The sequence below is a fragment of the Alteromonas sp. ABH2_165 genome (assembly GCF_056159945.1).
The window spans coordinates 17562-36258 of sequence record NZ_JBSWWF010000012.1; the positions used below are offsets into that span (position 1 = coordinate 17562).

At 47.9% G+C, this 18697-nt stretch carries 13 protein-coding genes and 4 tRNA genes; 16 read left to right on the forward strand and 1 reads right to left on the reverse strand.

The genetic code is table 11. The annotated features are described in order from the left end of the window. The first annotated feature begins 4 nt into the window (after positions 1-4). From ACXAFQ_RS19715 to ACXAFQ_RS19790, 16 genes are all read left to right on the forward strand, one after another. The gene (locus tag ACXAFQ_RS19715; protein ID WP_474825092.1) at positions 5-2995 is read left to right on the forward strand and encodes an ArnT family glycosyltransferase; all 2991 of its coding nucleotides are present in this window, start codon (positions 5-7) and stop codon (positions 2993-2995) included. 325 nt (positions 2996-3320) lie between these two features. Then, the gene (locus ACXAFQ_RS19720) at positions 3321-4550 is read left to right on the forward strand and encodes a hypothetical protein (RefSeq protein WP_474825093.1); all 1230 of its coding nucleotides are present in this window, start codon (positions 3321-3323) and stop codon (positions 4548-4550) included. Between the two features lie 142 nt (positions 4551-4692). Continuing rightward, the gene (gmhB, locus tag ACXAFQ_RS19725) at positions 4693-5250 is read left to right on the forward strand and encodes a D-glycero-beta-D-manno-heptose 1,7-bisphosphate 7-phosphatase (protein ID WP_474825094.1); all 558 of its coding nucleotides are present in this window, start codon (positions 4693-4695) and stop codon (positions 5248-5250) included. A 124-nt stretch (positions 5251-5374) separates the two neighbouring features. After that, the gene (gene murB, locus ACXAFQ_RS19730; RefSeq protein WP_474825095.1) at positions 5375-6364 is read left to right on the forward strand and encodes a UDP-N-acetylmuramate dehydrogenase; all 990 of its coding nucleotides are present in this window, start codon (positions 5375-5377) and stop codon (positions 6362-6364) included. Next, entirely contained in the window at positions 6361-7347 is a 987-nt protein-coding gene (birA, locus tag ACXAFQ_RS19735) for a bifunctional biotin--[acetyl-CoA-carboxylase] ligase/biotin operon repressor BirA (protein WP_474825096.1), read from the forward strand. Before murB ends, birA begins: the two co-directional genes overlap by 4 nt. Next, positions 7337-8077 (forward strand): type III pantothenate kinase, encoded by a 741-nt coding sequence (locus ACXAFQ_RS19740; RefSeq protein ID WP_474825097.1) that lies wholly within the window; start codon positions 7337-7339, stop codon positions 8075-8077. Before birA ends, ACXAFQ_RS19740 begins: the two co-directional genes overlap by 11 nt. Positions 8078-8194: 117 nt before the next feature. Next, a tRNA-Thr gene (locus tag ACXAFQ_RS19745) sits at positions 8195-8270 on the forward strand. A gap of 13 nt (positions 8271-8283) precedes the next feature. Next, positions 8284-8368, forward strand: a tRNA-Tyr gene (locus ACXAFQ_RS19750). Positions 8369-8402: 34 nt separating this feature from the next. Next, positions 8403-8477: transfer RNA gene (locus ACXAFQ_RS19755), tRNA-Gly, on the forward strand. A gap of 7 nt (positions 8478-8484) precedes the next feature. Continuing rightward, positions 8485-8560: transfer RNA gene (locus ACXAFQ_RS19760), tRNA-Thr, on the forward strand. A 73-nt stretch (positions 8561-8633) separates the two neighbouring features. After that, on the forward strand, positions 8634-9818 hold the full coding sequence (gene tuf / locus ACXAFQ_RS19765) for an elongation factor Tu (protein WP_474825098.1): 1185 nt from the start codon (positions 8634-8636) through the stop codon (positions 9816-9818). Between the two features lie 183 nt (positions 9819-10001). Next, positions 10002-10454 (forward strand): hypothetical protein, encoded by a 453-nt coding sequence (locus ACXAFQ_RS19770; protein WP_474825099.1) that lies wholly within the window; start codon positions 10002-10004, stop codon positions 10452-10454. Beyond that, the gene (locus ACXAFQ_RS19775) at positions 10435-11712 is read left to right on the forward strand and encodes a hypothetical protein (RefSeq protein ID WP_474825100.1); all 1278 of its coding nucleotides are present in this window, start codon (positions 10435-10437) and stop codon (positions 11710-11712) included. The genes ACXAFQ_RS19770 and ACXAFQ_RS19775 overlap by 20 nt, the downstream gene beginning before the upstream one ends. Before the next feature lie 24 nt (positions 11713-11736). Continuing rightward, positions 11737-13314, forward strand: coding sequence for a GGDEF domain-containing protein (locus tag ACXAFQ_RS19780; RefSeq protein ID WP_070126191.1), 1578 nt, complete (start codon positions 11737-11739; stop codon positions 13312-13314). 240 nt (positions 13315-13554) lie between these two features. Continuing rightward, positions 13555-15231, forward strand: a complete 1677-nt coding sequence (locus ACXAFQ_RS19785) for a carbon starvation CstA family protein (protein ID WP_070126192.1) — start codon at positions 13555-13557, stop codon at positions 15229-15231. A 170-nt stretch (positions 15232-15401) separates the two neighbouring features. Next, entirely contained in the window at positions 15402-16475 is a 1074-nt protein-coding gene (locus ACXAFQ_RS19790; protein WP_474825101.1) for a CNNM domain-containing protein, read from the forward strand. A 43-nt stretch (positions 16476-16518) separates the two neighbouring features. Here the strand turns inward: ACXAFQ_RS19790 and pdsS are convergent, their stop codons facing one another. Continuing rightward, positions 16519-18696, reverse strand: a complete 2178-nt coding sequence (gene pdsS / locus ACXAFQ_RS19795) for a proteobacterial dedicated sortase system histidine kinase (protein ID WP_474825102.1) — start codon at positions 18694-18696, stop codon at positions 16519-16521. Position 18697 lies beyond the last annotated feature (1 nt).

Here is an 18697-nt window from a genome sequence, read left to right on the forward strand (position 1 = left end):
CAGTATGATGAACCGAGGAGCATTAAAGCTGGCCCCTGCATTTTTATTCATCTGTCTCGTACTGCTCTTTGGCTATCTTAAATCTGTGGATGAGGCGAATACGCGGTATCCGGTGCAGTGGAACGGTTCACAGTGGTTGAGTACCAACGATCCTACTGCAAATGGTTATTTTCGCGCAGCGGTAGATCTTGCTGATGTGCCCGAACGGGCGGTACTCACCGTGTCTGGCTCCGACAATATCGTGGTGTATGTGAATGGCCGTAAAGTACAGGAACAACGTGCACGGTCCATGTTGCCTACCGCGGTTATTGATGTATCACCGTGGCTGAAAAGTGGGCGAAACCTGCTTGCTTTTGAAGTAAACAAAGCGACGTTTCCGAAGGGCGTTCAGCTAAGGTACGAGCTGGCAACGATAAACCATGCAGGATTACTACAGTATTTTTATTCAGGGCAACACGTGAAAGTGGCGAGTCGGTTGCCTCCTGTACAAAGTCAGCTTACCTGGTCAGATAGCAGCTATGATGATGTTCGTTGGAAAAACGCGACTATTGAGTCGTACCGGCAACCCCCCGCGCAACTCAATGTGTCTAACGATTTATTTCTTACACTGCCTCGTCCTGACATGCTGACAGTGTTTGGTGAGAACTTTTGGACAGTCAGTGTGTCTGGAAACCTGCAGGTATCTGATGCCACTCGTCAAGCCTGGTTTGCCATCGCCAGTTCCGTGCCTTTCGAGGTGGTGGTGAATGGAGTCAGCGCTGGCATGTATTCCGCCAGCGATAATTTGCTTGAATTAACCAGCTTTCGTTCCCGGTTGCACGCGGGTGACAACACCATCCAGTTTTTGTTTTTTACCGGCGGAATGCCACCTCAAATAGCAGGGGGGCTCATTATTGAAGAAAGTGGTGTTGTTAGCACCCGCTATATTGAACCGCAATGGTTAATAGAACGCGATGCTGCCTCTACCTATATCAATCCAGATATCACCGCTGCAAAAAAAGCCTTGCCACCTTTGTCGCTGGCGCTGTCGTCAGAGCAACCGATATTTCAGATGGCTGTCAATGAGGCATTTTTCGCACCGCCTCTTGCGCAGATCATGCCCTGGCTACCGGTACTGGCCATACTGCTTTTTACATTAGGAGCCGTGGCCGGTGGCCGCCTTGCTGGACTGAACGGTTCACAAATTATCGATAGCTTCTTTCTACCGGGGCTCATCGGCACATTGTCGCTGGTTGTTGCCTGGCTGGTGGCACAAGACGTACGTTTTTCAGCCAGAGAGATATTTGCGTGGTCGAATCTACTACTTCTCATGCTGATCTGGGCCATGCTTACTTTGGCCTCGATGATTCAAACCTGGCTTCATCGACCCGCCGTAGCCACAGTTCCAATTGATCGTCAGCAAGAGCCAAGCCTTGGGCTTATCAATCACTATTTGTTCTGGCTTGTTGCCGTAGCGATAGTCGCCATAGCTTGTTTACTGCGAATCGATGGCCTGGGGCAGCAGGCGTTAACGGTGGATGAAGCCACAATAGCCGGGTTTGCCCGTGGTGTAATCGAGCGCGGCTATCCGTATTTGATGGTAGGCGGCATGGAAGTGGAGTTGGCCACGTATGAACTGGTGCCTTATTTTCTGGCTGCGTCAGTATCAATATTGGGTTACAGCGATATTGGCTTGCGCATCCCGGCACTGTTGTTCGGCACTGCAACCTGTGGGGTAATCATCTATTGTGGGTCACAATGGTTTAATCGTATTACCGGACTGATCGCCGGTTTACTCTATGCTGTGTCGCCCTGGGCGATTTACTGGGCACAGAATTGTTTTCACCCTTCGCAAATTCAGTTTTTCAATTTGCTTACGCTGATCGCGTTTTATCGGTTACTGAGCAGCGACAACATCAGTATTCGTCTCGCAGTGTTTTCTGCCGTGGCGTTTGCCTTCAGCTATCTTAGCTGGGAAGGGTCTGGTCTTGTATTGCCGGTTATGGTGGTGGTAGCTCTTATTATGCGATGGGGTAACTGGAAATGGTTTTTCCAGCCTAATCTGTGGATTGCTGCTGTGTTAATTCTGTTCGTCGCCATAGGGCAGGGTATAAGGCGCGTGCTCTTACAGGAGCCTTACATCATGGTTGGCTATGGTAAAAGTGACACATCAGCGCCGAAACTCACGTTTACCGATCCGTCTTACGATCCGTTCTACTACATTCAGAATTTTTTCTTTACCGAATTTAACCTGGCGCTAAGCCTGTTCTTTGTCGTTGGTTTGGTCATGATGTTTTATCAACGCAGGCTGAGTTTCGTGATGCTGTTTGTGGTAACGGCTTATCTGTCGCTGACAAACTTATTAGGCTTTTATAATGCCCACTATTTCTACTTTGTGTTGCCGGTATTTTTGCTGGCAGTGGCCGCCGTATTTACCTATTCAGTGAAAGGGCTACAGCGCGTAGGGCAACGCATTTCTGGCGCGACCGGAAACCTGCAATCTGGAATCGCCATTACGTTGCTTACGCTTCTATTGTTCTTACCCGCCACGTCTGGGCTGATGCACATTTACCGTTTCATGGGTGATAGCATCGACCAAATGCGAGTGGACTACCGCCCAGGTCTTGCAGGTGTTGATGGCAGAACGGTTTCCCTCGCACTGAAGCAGTATCAGCGCGAAGGCGATGTGGTGATGTCCACTATCCCCCTTGTATCAGAGCACTACGCGGAAGAGAAAGGCAGTTACTTCATTCAAACTATTACCGACCGTAAAGTGGTGTACGACACCGTTCGGCAGTCACCTTACTACGTTGATAAGTTTGTCGGTAATCCGGTACTTCGTTCAAAGCAGGAATTGCAGGATGTATTACAGCAACATGAGCGAGTGCTATTTGTGGCTGCGCCAGTAAGAGGCCTTAATCGCATAATAGACGCTGAAACGCTCGAATATATCAATACGCATATGACCGTGGTGGCAGAAAGTTATGACAGTCGACTGTATCTGTGGGAAAAGTGACTTAGTTGGTAATTTATCACGCTCATCTTCTCACTTGCTTACCCGACGTTATTTTTGGCAATACGTAATTCGCCGGAAGTTGTTACCTTGCTATTCTGGTTTTTAATGCTCTGATTGGGCGCGAGCCGAAAAATCCACTATGATCATGGGCTTTCTTTCTGACCCTGTTTTCCCACTTTTATCCGACTAGAATGTCCCTGTTTTTTGTACCTCCCAAAGGTATGTTTTCCTCTATACCTACGTATCCGTAGGAAGATTTATAGAACTTCATCGGTCAACTTTAATTCGCAGCGTACCGTGTTTCGTATCGATAAGGTTGACCATTATGAAAGTTCGACTCCATTTACCCATCATCAGCGTATTAACCTCGCTTAGCATTACCTTGCTAAGTGCGGTCAATCTGGTTCAGGCCGCCGAGGCTACAGAGTTTGTTGTCACGGCGGAAGACGCCAGGTCGCTCTCAGCGGTAGACCGTCGTCATGAACGGAAACTCAAACGTATAATGCGAAGAGGACGTCAGCCAGCACCAGCACCCGCTCCTGAGCCAGAACCACAACCTGAACCCGAGCCGCAGCCTGCTCCTGAGCCGGATGTAAAGGCAATGCCTGAGGGAATTTATCATAGCGCTGGCGTGATCACGCGGAATCATCGCGGTGGTACACTGGTGCGGGAAGGTATTAACGACCAGGCGCACATGAGCGGCACTTTGGTAAGAGTTGAATGGGCAGCTATCAACACAGCACCAGGAGTCTTTGATTTCTCTACTATCAGCAACGAGCTGGAAAAAGCGGCTGAACTGAATTCTGCGATTAATCTGGCCATTCTGGATAGTTTTGCCATGCCGGATTTTGTACTCGCTGCCTGTGAAACTTTCGATTTTAATTTCCGCCGTCAGGCAAAGACGACTTGTTTACCTTGGGATACTGGTTACCAAGCGTATAAATCACAGCTGGTGGCCGCCCTCGGACAGCAATTCGACAGCCATCCCAATTTAGCGGGGGTCTATTTCTCTTATGCTGCGATGACGAATGGCATTGAAATGCACTGGCGTGTGAGTGAGACGGAATTTACTGCGGCCGGTTATACCGAAGCGCGTTTACTGAATAGCTACAACACCATCATGGATATGTACAACGCGGCGTTTCCGAGCACATCGATTATCATGGAGGTTCATGAAGTCTTTCGCTCGCCAACGTTGGCTGAGAACGCTTTCGACTATTGTCAGGCCACGATGGGGTCACGCTGCGGTGTCGCTATCTGGTGGTGTAGTTCGCGCATGGCAACGAACCCGCGTGAGTCTGAATACAGTGTTTATCACATTGCACAACAGGCGACAGAGCTGAGCTTTGCTGTATGTCAGTCTATTGGTAGCTTTACAGAATCTCCTGAGCGCTTCGACAGTGGACAAGGTTGGACTACCGAGGAAGCATTTATTCACGAGATGTCGTTCTTTATTAATGAAGGGTTTCGTAATTTCGAGCTATGGAGTAACGATATCAGTAACCCGGCACTTATCGATATCCTACACAGCCAGGTATTACCTGAATTAAATTAACTAACTCCTCAAAGGGCAGCGAAATCCGCTGCTCTTTCGTTTTGCACATAGCGATTAAACAATACTCGCTGGCAGTCTCACCTTAATCCTGTCGCGATTATTGCGTATAATGCCCCACTCGATTTAATCAAATACGATATCTATGAATAACCGGGCTTTTTTCCTCGACCGTGACGGTGTAATCAATATCGATCACGGCTATGTTTGCCACCCTGAACAATTTGATTTTGTACCAGGCGTTTTTGAAGCCTGTAAGAAGATTATCGAACAAGGTTATTTGATTGTGGTGGTGACGAATCAGGCAGGTATTGGTCGTGGCTACTACACCGAAGATGAGTTTCTCACATTGACCGCCTGGATGAAGCAGGAATTCGCCCGTCGCCAGATTACTATTGCTGACGTTCGCTTCTGTCCACACCATGCTACGCACGGTCGGGGCAAGTACCTGAAAGATTGTGAAAACCGTAAACCCAACCCCGGCATGTTGATAGCGGCTGCTCAGGAGCACCAAATCGATTTATCCCGCTCTGTCATGGTGGGAGACAAAACCTCTGATATGGAAGCTGGGCAACGGGCTGGTATTTCTGCTTTATATAAAGTGGCGGAAGAACATGCTGACACAATTGAGCAGGCAGAATGGGTGAACTGCCACCGATTGGTGGATGCGGTAGCGCACTATTTTACTACCGCTACAGACTGATGGTTTGCTGCAGGCCACGTATGGACTTTCAGACTAGGCTTTTTCATCCCTACTGCTACTTTTAATCTCTGGACGGTTCGCCTACCATTGCGAACAGTCATACAAAGAAAATAAAGCTGAATCTGTGCCCTCACTACGTCAACACCACACTTTTCATCTCCCGGCTTCTGGCAGGGAGATAATCTCTTTTTCTTCGCCCGAATTGTTCCGGGCACGCTGGCTGCAATCCGACACCAATTATTTGTTGGGTGGCGGAAGCAATACACTCTTTCTGGAAGACTTCGATGGCCAGGTGTTTATCAATGAAATGCGAGGAATCGAACATGCAGAATCCGATACTCACCACCTGCTACGCGTAGCCGGCGGTGAGAACTGGCATGCGCTGGTAACTCACTGTTTGGGTAAGGGCTGGTACGGAATGGAAAATCTGGCGCTTATTCCTGGCTCGGTAGGGGCGTCCCCCATTCAAAACATCGGTGCTTATGGTGTGGAAGTGGGGCAATTTATTGCTTCGGTAGAGCTTATCGATATTCAAAGTGGCAAAGCGACAACACTGAATAACAGTGAGTGTGAGTTTGGATACCGCGATAGCGTGTTTAAAAAGGCGTTAGCAGGAAAGACGCTCATTACCTACGTGAATTTCGCATTGCCAAAAGCGTACTCCCCAGTGGTGAGCTACGGTGAGTTGGCTGCGCTTGATAATCCTACTGCGCAACAGGTTTATGATACGGTGATTGCTGTGCGGAAGTCGAAGTTACCCGATCCTGATGAATTGGGGAATGCTGGTAGTTTCTTCAAAAACCCAGTGGTCAGTGTCAGTCATTTTGAGCGCCTTAAAAAAGCGGCATCAAGCATACCTGGTTTTATTGTTGATAACGGCGTAAAAATTCCGGCCGCATGGCTCATCGACCAATGCGGCTTTAAAGGAAAGACCGAAGGTGGCGTTCGCTGCCACATAACGCAACCCCTTGTGCTCACCAATACCGGTGAAGCTGTTGGCAACGATGTGGTTAAGCTTGCCCGTTCAATTATGGACACGGTGCGTGAGCGTTACGATATTGCATTGGAAGCGGAAGTGCGGCTGGTTGGCCGTAATGGAGTAATCAACCTATGAAGCAGGCATCAAAAATTATTCGTCAGCATATTCTTTCATTGCTGGCTGACGGTCAGTTTCATTCTGGCGAACTGATTGCGCAGCAGGTGAACCTGTCACGCACCGCGGTTGCCGGACATATTTCTCAGCTCGCCGATTGGGGGCTGGATGTTTTCAAAGTAAAAGGTAAGGGCTACAGATTGAACCAGGGTTTTGCGTTATTAAGTGCAGAGCATATTAAAAAGCATCTGAGACGTCCGGGCTTGTCGATGATTCAGGTGGAGCCGGTGCTACCTTCCACTAACGCTGAAATGAAACTGCGCATAGCAAAAGCGCGTCATGATTTGGCAGACGGAGACGTTATCCTGGCTGAAGTGCAAACCGACGGTAAAGGTCGCCACGGCAGAAAATGGACTGCGCCGGTTGGGGGCAGCCTTACCATGTCGATGTATTGGTCGTTTCCTGACGGCTACCAAAGCATGGCGGGCCTGTCATTATTAGTGGGCGTGGCGATTTGCGAGGCACTGCGTAAGTTCAATATTGAAGATGCCCAACTCAAGTGGCCTAACGATATTTATTTGAATGGTCGTAAGCTGGCCGGCGTATTAATAGAAGTAGAAGGGCAGATTGGTGCTACGGCCCATAGTGTTATCGGCATCGGGCTAAACGTCAATGTACCAGATACCCAATATGATGTGGGCCAGCCTCACAGCGATCTTACCGGGTATCTGGGCGAAACGCCTGACAGAAACCGACTGGCTGCTGCTGTCATAGAGTCGTTACGCGAGATGCTACCGGAATTTACTCACCAAGGATTCGGCAAGTTCGTACCTTATTGGGAAGCCCTGGATTTGTTTGCCGACAAGAAAATTGTATTGCAAATGGGTGACAAGCGATTCTCTGGTATCGATCGTGGTGTGGACCAAAGTGGGGCACTACTTGTAGAAACTGAAGATGGCATTACGCGATTCCATGGTGGTGAGGTGAGCCTTCGTGGTATCTGAACAACAGGTGTTGCTGGTGGATGCCGGCAACAGTCGAATTAAATCGGTTCTGCTTAATAATGCGAATGTGGCAGAACCGGACGTTCATCTTTCCCTCAACAGCTTTCTTGGCTGGCTAAAAAACAAAAACTTTTCCCATCTCTACCTTTCCAATGTTGGCAAAAGCGACATTTCTGAGCGAATCGCTTCTTTTTGTGTTGAACAAAATGTGGCTTTTATCGAAATTTTTACCGAGAAAGAAAACTTCGGCATTAAAAATCGCTATGAGAATGTGTCGAGAATGGGGGTTGATCGTTGGCTTGCCATGGTGGCTGCGCAAGAAATGACCGAAAAACCATTTTGTGTCATTGATGTGGGAACGGCAATTACCTGTGATTTTGTGGTCGATGGTCAACATTTAGGCGGTTGGATTACCCCAGGGTATCATCTTATGCAGGATGCACTGGTTAAAAATACTGCAAGAGTGTTTGCTGAAGAGGCAAAACCCTCCCAACTTGCACCTGGTACTTATACCGAGGAATGTGTCAGTCAGGGATGCCTGGCAGCAGTAAATGGTGTTTATTTGAGCGCTATTGCTCAATTAGCAAGCGAACGATCCGATTTTGCGATAATTATCGGTGGTGGAGACAAAAATATGCTTGCAATAATTGAATCCACTGATACTATCCGTTCCGCGAATTTGGTGGTGCAAGGTCTTGCCCGCTACGCGAGAAGTCAGCTTGTCGCGTAACATTTTTTCGTTATTTTATAAGCGTTAACCGCTTCAAAAAATAAAACGAAAAAAATTAAAAAAGACACTTGCACAGAGTAACGAGTTACTCTAGAATGCGCACCCACTTGATGAGGAGCCGACTTAGCTCAGTTGGTAGAGCAACTGACTTGTAATCAGTAGGTCGCCAGTTCGATTCCGGCAGTCGGCACCATTCATCAAACTCTGGAGGGGTACCCAAGCGGTCAACGGGAGCAGACTGTAAATCTGCCGGCTCAGCCTTCGCAGGTTCGAATCCTGCCCCCTCCACCACTTTCTTCTATGAGGTGGCCAGAGAATTAGGAACGCGGGCATCGTATAATGGCTATTACCTCAGCCTTCCAAGCTGATGATGCGGGTTCGATTCCCGCTGCCCGCTCCATATCAGTGCTGATATAGCTCAGTTGGTAGAGCGCACCCTTGGTAAGGGTGAGGTCGGCAGTTCAAATCTGCCTATCAGCACCATTTTCTCCCCAGCTCATGTTTAAGTTTGAATATTATTTAATTTTTAACGTAACTTTGCTGGGATACTAGAAAAATGGCAAAAGAAAAGTTTGAACGTACGAAACCCCACGTAAACGTGGGTACTATCGGCCACGTTGACCACGGTAAAACCACTCTGACTGCAGCAATCACTACCGTCCTTTCAAAGACTTACGGTGGTTCAGCTCAGGCTTTCGATCAAATCGATAACGCGCCTGAAGAAAAAGCACGTGGTATCACCATCTCTACTTCACACGTAGAATATGACACGCCTACTCGCCACTACGCGCACGTAGACTGCCCAGGACACGCTGATTACGTTAAAAACATGATCACTGGTGCTGCTCAGATGGACGGCGGTATCCTGGTAGTTGCGGCGACTGATGGTCCTATGCCACAGACTCGTGAGCACATCCTGCTGGGTCGTCAGGTTGGTATCCCTTACATCATCGTATTCATGAATAAATGTGACATGGTTGATGATGAAGAGCTGCTGGAACTGGTTGAGATGGAAGTTCGTGAACTTCTGACTGAATACGAATTCCCAGGCGACGATCTGCCAGTAATCAAAGGTTCTGCTCTGAAAGCTCTTGAAGGCGACGCAGAGTGGGAAAAGAAAATCATCGAACTGGGTGAAGCACTGGATTCTTATATTCCAGAGCCAGAGCGTGCTATCGATAAGCCGTTCATCCTGCCAATCGAAGACGTATTCTCAATCTCAGGCCGTGGTACTGTTGTAACTGGTCGTGTTGAGCAAGGTATCATCAAAGTTGGTGAAGAAGTAGAAATCGTTGGTATCAAAGATACTACCAAGACTACTTGTACCGGTGTTGAAATGTTCCGTAAGCTGCTTGACGAAGGTCGTGCAGGTGAGAACGTTGGTGTTCTGCTTCGTGGTACTAAGCGTGACGACGTTGAGCGTGGTCAAGTACTGGCTAAGCCTGGTTCAATCACTCCTCACACTCAGTTTGAAGCAGAAGTATACGTACTGTCTAAAGATGAAGGCGGTCGTCACACTCCATTCTTCAAAGGTTACCGTCCACAGTTCTACTTCCGTACAACTGACGTAACTGGTGCCGTTGAGCTGCCAGAAGGCGTTGAAATGGTAATGCCTGGCGACAACCTGAAATTCGTTGTAGAGCTGATTGCTCCTATCGCGATGGAAGAAGGTCTGCGCTTCGCAATCCGTGAAGGTGGTCGTACTGTAGGTGCTGGTGTTGTAGCGAAAATCATCAAGTAATTGATGACTACAAACTAGTCCGAAAAAAGGTCGCGAAAGCGGCCTTTTTTGTTTTTGTTCCGCTGTAAAATCTGGCTTTGCCCCCGCTATATCTTTTCTCTTCGCTAAATTAGCGTACTTGCGCTTATCGTCTATAGTTAATTCATCGACTTAAATCCCAATTGCGAGCGCTTTTTTAACGAAATGGCAATTCGTCTGGCTAGCCTCAAACTGCTGTTTGTCTTTGTTGTACTGAGTACTTCGCCTTTTGCCGTGTGTGCAATAAGTGCAGATCAGCAAATAGTGGTGGTGGTGCCATCAACGAGCAAGGTAACAACGCTTTCTAAATCTGAAGTTATTGATTTGTTTATGGGGCGCTTTAGTGAAACCAATAAAGGGCAAGCCCTGGTACCACTTGACTATAAAGCTGAAAGCGAGCTAAAAGGCGATTTTTACCAAACATTAGTTAATCGTTCGTTACGTCAGGTTAATTCCTACTGGTCTCGATTGCTGTTCTCCGGGCGTGCCAGAGCGCCCATTCAAGTTTCTTCTATCGATAATTTGGATGATCTTTTCAAAGATAATCAAAATTATGTCGCGTATGTTCCCATGAATGCTGTTTCGAAGGAGATGAAAATTGTTCTCATACTCGAATAAATGGCTCCTGCTTTTCGCCTTACCGGTACTGTGTTGTGTCGAAACGCGCGCAGATGAAAACGATAACTGGCGCTTCAGCGGGTTTGCAACGGTGGGAGCAAGCTATAGCAGTAACAATGAACTTGCGTTTCGTTCTTCGTATCTGAATAAGCCGAAAAAGCACTTTAATTTACTTACCGACACTTTGGTTGGCTTTCAATTCAATTATCACTTTTCCAGTGACTTTGACATGGTCGTTCAGGCTATTGCTCAGGATCGGGGCGATCATGACATTACCAATTACTTTGAAATGGCATTTTTACGTTATCAGTTCGATCGCAACTGGTCTATGAGAGCGGGGCGAATGAACTACAATGCTTACCTGCTTTCTGAGTATCGAAACGTTAGCTATGCGTATCCCTGGGTGCGTCCGCCGGTAGATTTTTATCTTCCCACTTCATCGGTGTCGTTTGTGGACGGAGCGGAAATTCAATACCGTCACAACAGTGAAAACGGTGTCTGGCAGCATACTTTCGCTGCCGGAGAATCTCAGTCGAACCTGGTAACACTCGACAGCTTCACTACCATCCTCTACGACTATGTGCTTAATGCTACAACGTCTTTTGAGTCTTACGACTGGTCATTCAAAGTAACAGCGTCTTATTTTATGGGTAATAAAACGGAGATCCGCGGTGCAGACTTTGATGCCATTTACAATGCGTTACTGAATACACCAGACTTTCTCTGGCCAGGGGTTGCTGGTGTTTATGACCATCTGCATATGGACGATGAGCCAATCTATTATCTGTCTATGGGTTACCAGTACAACGATGATGAATGGATGTTCATGACAGAATTGGTTGGAATGAATTCGGAGTGGACGTTGCTGTCTCCTTATCTTGCAGGTTATTTAAGCGTCGGCTATCGGTTTGGAGAGCTGCTGCCCTATGTAACGGTTGCTGCAATCAAGCCACTGGAATCTCCCAGGCAGCTACCGACGCCTGCTTATGAGCGCGCGCCAAATTTAGCAACTGCAGAAAGCCTGGCACAGCTGTCTTTTATATCTCAAAGCATTTCCGATGCTATTACGCAGAAACAGCAATCGCTGGGTGTGGGCGTGCGATGGGACTTCACTGAAGAGTCAGCCCTGAAATTTCAGTATGATCACTACTGGATACATGTGCCTGGATACGCCTTGTGGGGCTCATCGGTGGGGCAGCAGATAACCGGCGATCAGAACAGCAACGTTATCAGTGTAACTTACAGTACCACTTTCTAAATGTAGCCGGACTGAACGGGTTTTATGTTTCTCAAACGACTCCATTTACGTGTTGCATCAATTATTGCTCTTATCGGCACCGTTATCGCTGTAGCAGGTGGCGCAATAGTCTATCAACAAAGTGAAGAGACACTGTTGACGTCGACTGACAGATTGATACAGCAGTTGGCCGATAGTACCCGCAAACCTGCTGCTATTTCGGTTTACGTTGAAGATGACATACTGGCTAAAGAGATTACCGAAGGGCTGATTAAAAATGACCTAATCCGTTCGGCTGTGGTAACCGGAAATACAGAAGATCTCGCCGTCAGTGGCACCATCCCTTCCGATGAAACCGGCATTGAAATTCAACTGGCCCATCCGTTTATTGAAGAGCAAATCATAGGCAAGTTAACTATATATCCTGCCCGCTCTTTTATTCTGGAGAATGTAAGCAATCTATCTATGCAGAGCAGTTTATCGATGCTGCTCGTCGCACTTGCCATTACCGTGGCGGTAGCCGTAGTCACCAACGAAATGTTGTCCAGACCGCTTCTTAAAATGAGTCGGGAATTCGAATCTGTAGATCCGTCTGATCCAGAAAATCTGCAAAATATTAAGCAGGGCTCTCGCCGCGAGGACGAGTTAGGGAATCTCATTAAACGAATGAACGACATGATATCAGCCACGCGCCATTTCTATCAGGAAGAAAAGTTACTACGCAAAGAAACGGAAAAACTGGAGCGTCAATTTCGTTTGCTATTTGAAAGGGCAACCATTGGCATCGCCTTAATATCATTAAAGCGCGGCGTGTTGCAGGTCAATACCGCGTTTATCGGCATGCTGGGAAAAATTGATAGCATGCAGGATTTTTGTAAAACCTTTAATGAAGAACACACGGTAAATGAAATTGTAACAGCTATTCGTTCGCAAAATGGCACCAGCCATGACTCCGCCGACCTGTCTTATTATGTAGACGGGAAAATTCGCTGGGTACATTGCCTTTTTGCTGTCGTCAGTGAGCAGCGATTAAATCGAGCCAGTGAGGGGGATGTACTTATAGAAGTGGTGGTCAATGACATTACTGAGAGAATGAAACGTGAAGAGCAGGTCCGCTTTGCAGCAGAGCATGATCCACTCACTGGCTTGCACAATCGCAGAGGGGGCGAAGCCTTCCTGCGCAACCTGATCACAGCTTCCAGTATTGATAAGCCCTTTGTACTCATGATGATTGATCTCGATAGGTTCAAGCCTATTAACGACGAGTTTGGTCATGAGGCTGGAGATAAAGTACTTGAAGCAGTGGGCAGAAGAATACCCAAATTCTTCTCTGATTACACCTGCGTGTGTAGCCGTTGGGGCGGCGATGAATTTGTTGTTGGCCTGATTGCCCCGCGAAGTTTTATCAGCGACATCGATATTCAATGCAAATTACTCATCGATATGATCAGTGTGCCAGTGCCCGTTGAAGGTGTAGGAAAGTGCGCGGTGTCAGCCACTGTGGGTGCAATTTTGCTAAGGAAAGAATCGGCCGACCTGAACACATTACTGGTTAAAGCCGATGAGTTGATGTACGCGGTCAAACGGCGAAACCGTGGCGAACATCAAGTCGATACTTACTGAATTTTCCCTTCTGAATTCTGCTTTTAGAGCAACGTTATATTTATCAGGTTGAATGAACTGTTTTGTTAGATTAACGTAGTTAAAATTTAACGGCTTATAAACAATTCAGTATCTTTTATACGTGTCTGCAGCGGGAACAAAAATAATCGATGGCAGCGTGTATTTGTTAACTCGTTAAAGAAGTTTAGCGAAGCCGTAGTTAGCACAGAAAGGATGCGACTTTACCTTCAGGATATCGCTATGCAGTCAATTATGATCGTCGTGCTGGGTATCATTGGCATGTTGCTGGGATGGTTCGTTTATTCCAAATTCATTGCCAGTAAAATATTCCGTCTGGACGAAAACTTCGTAACCCCCGCTCACGAATTGCGTGACGGTGTGGACTTTGTACCTACCAATAAAGTTGTTCTGTGGGGGCACCATTTTACCTCTGTAGCTGGTGCAGCGCCTATTGTTGGCCCGGCCATTGCTGTTTATTGGGGTTGGGTGCCCGCTGTACTTTGGGTGGTATTCGGCACCATGTTTTTTGCTGGTATTCACGATATGGGCGCATTGTGGGCGAGTAGCCGCCACAAAGGTAAATCCATGGGCGCGCTGGCAGAAGACGTCATCGGTAAACGTTCCCGTTCATTGTTCATGGTGGTCGTTTTCCTGGTACTGTTAATGGTAAATGCGGTATTTGGTGTGGTCATCGCCAAGTCTTTCATTTCGCAACCTAACGCGGTATTTCCTGCCTGGATGGCAATAGTAGTTGCCCTGATTATCGGCCAACTTCTGAAACGTAATTTCAGCCTAATTCCTATGTGTGTTGTCGGTATCATTGTGCTGTACGCCTCGGTGTTTGCGGGTAGTTACATTCCTATTGAGTTACCAGAAACACTGTTCGGATTGTCTGCGAATGCGAACTGGATCATCATCCTGTTTATCTACGCCGCTATTGCCTCACTGCTACCGGTGTGGATGCTGCTGCAACCCCGTGACTTCATTAACGGTATGCAACTGCTGGTAGGTTTGTTCCTGCTTTACGGCGCGGTATTCTTCTCGCTGCCAGACATTACAGCTCCGGCATTTAATACCCAGACTGCGGTAGATACCCCCAGTATTATTCCGCTGCTGTTCGTAACCATTGCCTGCGGTGCGGTATCTGGCTTCCACGGTATTGTTTCTTCAGGTACCAGCTCTAAGCAGCTGAACAAAGAAACCGATGCGCGATTTGTAGGTTATTTAGGTGCGGTAGGCGAAGGCTGTCTGGCACTCATCACCATCGTTGCGGTAAGTGGTGTGGCACTGGCTGCATCGCCTGAAGAATGGCACGAAGTGTATAGCCATTTAGGTGATGGTTCGGTGTCTGCATTCATTACCGGTGGCGCAAACCTTATTCAACAAGGCTGGGGATTACCGGTAGATTTCTCGTCGACTATTCTGGCTACCATGGTAGTGCTGTTTGCCGGTACGACCATGGACTCGGGTGTGCGTTTACAGCGCTACATCATTCAGGAATGGGGCGAAATCTATAATATTAGCCTGCTTAAAGGTGGTTTCGTTGCTACCATGATTGCAGTAGGTACCTGTTTGCTCTTAGCCTTTGGTGCCGGTGGTTCATCAGGTAGCGGCGGCATGATCATCTGGCCTCTGTTTGGTTCAACTAACCAAATCCTGGCTTCAATGACGCTGCTGGTGATCTCAGTGATGCTAATCAAAATGGGCCGTCCGGCGAAGTACACGTTAATCCCAATGACTTTTGTTATCGTGATGGCGTTCCTGGCTGGCGTGATCAAACTGAAAGAATACTGGCTGGCAGAGAATTATCTGCTGGTAACACTCGATGCTGTTGTTCTGGTGGTGAGTGTTCTGGTTATGCTGGAATCCTGGTCGGTAATTTCTAAATTTAAGCGTGAAAGTAAGGCGTCTCAATAACGTTTATTCATTTTACAACGCTTCAAACGCCACCTTCGGGTGGCGTTTTTGTTGGCGTTTATTTCACTGCAGAGTGAACAAACTGATCTCGGAATACGTTGTAGTAATCTGTACACTGGTTGCTATTAAACTCAATGTTGGCTGAACGGCTGGCACAAAATACGAAAATCATGTTTCTACTCATTATCTATGTTGTTATCGCCCTCGGGTTTTCTTTTCTCTGCTCTATTGCAGAAGCCGTTATTCTGAGTATCTCATCGGCTTACATCTCTGTACTGGAAAAAGAAGGCTCTCCAACCGGTCAGCAACTGCGTAGCCTGACTGACGATATCAACAAGCCCTTATCGGCCATTCTTACGTTAAATACCATCGCGCATACCATGGGGGCTGCGGGCGCAGGCGCGCAGGCTGCGGTGGTATTCGGCGATGCCTACTTGGGAATCATCAGTGCCATACTTACCCTGCTTATTCTGGTGTTCTCTGAAATTATTCCCAAGACACTCGGCGCAACTTACTGGCGTGCGTTAGCTACACCAACAGCATGGTTTTTAAAATACCTTACCTGGCTACTAACACCGTTTGTGTGGTTCTCTGAGCTAATCACCAAGGGATTTAAAGAAGAGAGTCCGTTACGGGGATTAAGTCGCAATGAATTGCAGGCAATGGCGGACGTTTCCCGGCAGGAAGGCCAGCTTGCTGAGAAAGAGAACGTGTTTTTACAGAACATGCTGAACATGTACGATGTGAAGGTGAAAGATGCCATGACGCACCGCACATCCATGTTTTCACTCTCTGAAGATCTCACTGTGGAAGGGTTCTTCCATCAACACGCTCATATGGAATTTTCCCGCATACCGATTTACGGCGAGAACGACAGTGAGCACATTACTGGGTTTGTCATGCGCTCCGATTTGCTGCTTGCTTACGCCAGAGGAAATACCTCGAAGCAACTGAAAGACTATCGTCGCGACATGATAACCGTACTGAGCAGCATGCCCATCGCAAATGTGGTGGACTTGTTTACGGCTAAAAGAGTGCATATTTTTCTGGTGGTTGATGAATACGGTGGTCTGGAAGGAATTGTTACCCTGGAAGATACCATTGAACATCTGCTGGGCATTGAGATTGTCGATGAGAAAGACTCGACCGTCAGTATCCGACGCTATGCGCAGAATGTGGCGCGCAAGCGAACGGCGATGTTTATGAAGAATGTACCCGACAACAAAATGTCTGACGAAGAATAGTCAGACATCTACGCTTAGCCGGTATCAAAAGCAAACGCTCAGATTAGCCTTGCAGCGGTAACTGCACAACTACGCATACACCGGTATTATCTGGCAGGTTTGCCAGTTGAATGCGCCCTTTGTGGTAGCTGGCAATCATATTGGCGATAAACAGTCCCAGGCCCAGATGAGGGTGTGCGCTGGTTTTATGCCTTTCTTCATCGGGACGAACTGAGACCATCGATTGCAGTAATTGGTCGTTCATGTCTTTTGGCAGTGGCGGACCGGGGTTAGTAACCGAAAGCTTCATTTGTTTGTTATCCCGCCACAGATGCACGGTAATTGTGTCACTTACGTGGCTAAATTCCACCGCATTAGCGATGATCTTATCAAACATCTGCGCGAACAAATCCGCCGAACCACGCAATTTAGCTTCCTCCAGCGATATTTTTAGCTGGAATTGACGCTCGGTAAATATATGGGCGTAACCATCCACACAGCCAGAAACCACCGCGGCAGCATCGAAATATTCCGGTTCTTCCTGAGCGATGGCATGTTCAAGACGTGTAGCTTCACTCATGCTATTTAAAATGGTGCTCAATCGGGTAATACCGCTTTGTGCACGCTCTATGAGTACAGACTGCTGCGACGGGTCCTGAACTTGCCCAATGGTATCCAAAGAGGAACGCACCACGGCAATTGGCGTGCGTAATTCATGAGAAAGTCGTGATGCCATGTTCTCAAGGTAGGAATTATATTGTTGCAGCCGGGACAAAACATCGGAGAATGAGCGGTGCAGATCGTCAATTTCATCTACCCGGCGAACATCGGGCAGGCTACCAATGATTTTACCGTTGTCATCGATGACCGCTTCAGTATCGTCACGGAGTTTGCGGATGCGACTGGAAATGCGGTTAGCAAACAGGAATAAACTCAGCGTGCCTAAAAGCATGACCGCCAGAATAACGTGAAAAAGCTGTTCCAGAGCTCGGTTTCTCAAAGTACGAATGCCGTTAGTCGTCTGTTCAACCACTACCGCGCCCATGACATTTTCACCGATATAAATCGGATAAGCGGCTGATAAAATCACCGCTTTGCTGTCTGGCGATAATCGCCAGAGGGAATCGGGGGCACCGCTAAGCGCAGAGGAAATATCCTGGCCAGCCAGAGCGTAAGCGCCTTGAAGTTCGTCGACGAAGTCTGCCGGTGGACGAGTGAGAATATGGTAATAAAGCGGAAACAGGATGGTATTTTCCAGCCAGCGAACCCAGTCGTAACCGCCTTCTTGCTGGTTACGTACTTTAAAGCCCGACGCTGAATGTATCGAACCCGCCCGGGCTAGCACGCGCTTGTGGTTGTCTACCACCCACACACGGGAATCAGCATATTTCAAGCCAGACAAAATACGTTCAATTTCCGGCGACGGCGTTACCACCGTGCCCATGCCGTCGGCGTTGTTGGGGTTGGCGGTGCCCACAGCGTACTGTTTAATCCGCGTTTCTGGGTTGTCTACATCTACCAGTGCAAAGGCCAGTGCACCGGTGGTCATAGCAAGAGGAAAACGTAGCTCAATGCCATAGCCTTTATCAGTGAGTTGCCAACGGCCCTGAATACGCAGTTCGTTGTCGGTGGCGCGGTAGCCATTTGCGGTGTCGTTGAGTTTAAAGGCGTTTACCCAGCCTTCACCGTAGGGAGCAATAACAAAACGCTCCAGTTCTTCTTTATCATCGATAACGCTAATAAGCAGATGATCACTTTGATCGACGGCCAACGCGTTAGTCGAACGCCAGATAACTGCATCATCTTCCACATCGAACATGGCATAAAGATACTTATCGTAGCGCCCCACCATGTGCCTGAAAGAAAGGGTTACAGGGGGAAAGTTCGTTACCTGACCAAACCATGACACCACTTGCTGCTCGCCATATACCTGACTCAATCCCTGCACCGATTGCCAATCGCTGAACTTGCCATCTAACTGAATGGGAGACGTGATCGGCGGCGCATAAAGGTCGGTACCGGGGCGCACATCTTTGAGGTACGCAGACTGACTGTCAAACAATGCAGGGCGCTCATGCAGCGCCGTCGCCACTGCCCGGGCCGTGCCTATCATGGTCTGTTCCTGCCCAATACGCAGATACTGCTCCAACTCCCAGACATAACGGTAACCCAGCCAGGGAATGGTGAATAGAAACAGTGACAGTACCAGTAACTGCAAACGGATGGTAAAACGAAAATTCACG